1 protein-coding gene and 2 pseudogenes are annotated in these 1,085 nt (G+C 47.8%); all 3 read left to right on the top strand.

The genetic code is table 11. From position 1 onward, the window contains the following. Window positions 1-315, top strand: a pseudogene (locus tag BGK49_RS15360) (IS1-like element IS1B family transposase); the annotation flags it as partial. Between the two features lie 10 nt (window positions 316-325). Further along, window positions 326-670, top strand: a pseudogene (locus tag BGK49_RS15355) (permease); the annotation flags it as partial. 171 nt (window positions 671-841) lie between these two features. Continuing rightward, the coding region (locus BGK49_RS15350; RefSeq protein WP_000567704.1) for a transposase at window positions 842-1,085 on the top strand (244 nt) is incomplete at its 3' end.

Raw genomic sequence — 1,085 nt, 5'->3', positions numbered from 1 at the left:
GACAGGCTCCGGAAGACGGTTGTTGCGCACGTATTCGGTGAACGCACTATGGCGACGCTGGGGCGTCTTATGAGCTTGCTGTCACCCTTTGACGTGGTGATATGGATGACGGATGGCTGGCCACTGTATGAATCCCGCCTGAAGGGAAAGCTGCACGTAATCAGCAAGCGATATACGCAGCGAATTGAGCGGCATAACCTGAATCTGAGGCAGCACCTGGCACGGCTGGGACGGAAGTCGCTGTCGTTCTCAAAATCGGTGGAGCTGCATGACAAAGTCATCGGGCATTATCTGAACATAAAACACTATCAATAAGTTGGAGTCATTACCAGGAGTATTAATAGGATCTTTTATTTATGGCTTTATTCCCTCAGCGTGGATTGCCGCTCATGCAGGAGCAGATAATCCCTTCGCCATCCCATTAAGCGCCGTTGTCGGTATTCCGCTGTATATCCGGGCTGAGGCAGTTATCCCTCTGGCATCTGTTCTGATGACAAAAGGAATGGGTCTGGGAGCATTAATGGCATTAATCATCGGCAGTGCCGGCGCAAGCCTGACGGAAGTGATATTACTTAAATCAATGTTCAGAATGCCGATGATAGCTGCATTCCTGACGGTTATATTAGGTATGGCTATCTTGATGGGCTATTTGACTCAATTGCTATTTTAAATAGATGCCAGCAGTAAACTATAAGATGCATAGTTAGTGCCATATCCTTCTAAGTAGAAAATCATAGACAGGATAATCCTTAGACTGGCCCCCTGAATCTCCAGACAACCAGTATCACTTAAATAAGTGATAGTCTTAATACTAGTTTTTAGACTAGTCATTGGAGTACAGATGATTGATGTCTTAGGGCCGGAGAAACGCAGACGGCGTACCACACAGGAAAAGATCGCAATTGTTCAGCAGAGCTTTGAACCGGGGATGACGGTCTCCCTCGTTGCCCGGCAACATGGTGTAGCAGCCAGCCAGTTATTTCTCTGGCGTAAGCAATACCAGGAAGGAAGTCTTACTGCTGTGGCCGCCGGAGAACAGGTTGTTCCTGCCTCTGAACTTGCTGCCGCCATGAAGCAGATTAAAG

The organism is Shigella sp. FC1544 (assembly GCF_001722145.1).
GTDB classification, from domain to species: domain Bacteria; phylum Pseudomonadota; class Gammaproteobacteria; order Enterobacterales; family Enterobacteriaceae; genus Escherichia; species Escherichia coli.
Note: the sequence above shows the minus strand (reverse complement) of the source record. Positions and strands in the feature narration are given on the sequence as shown.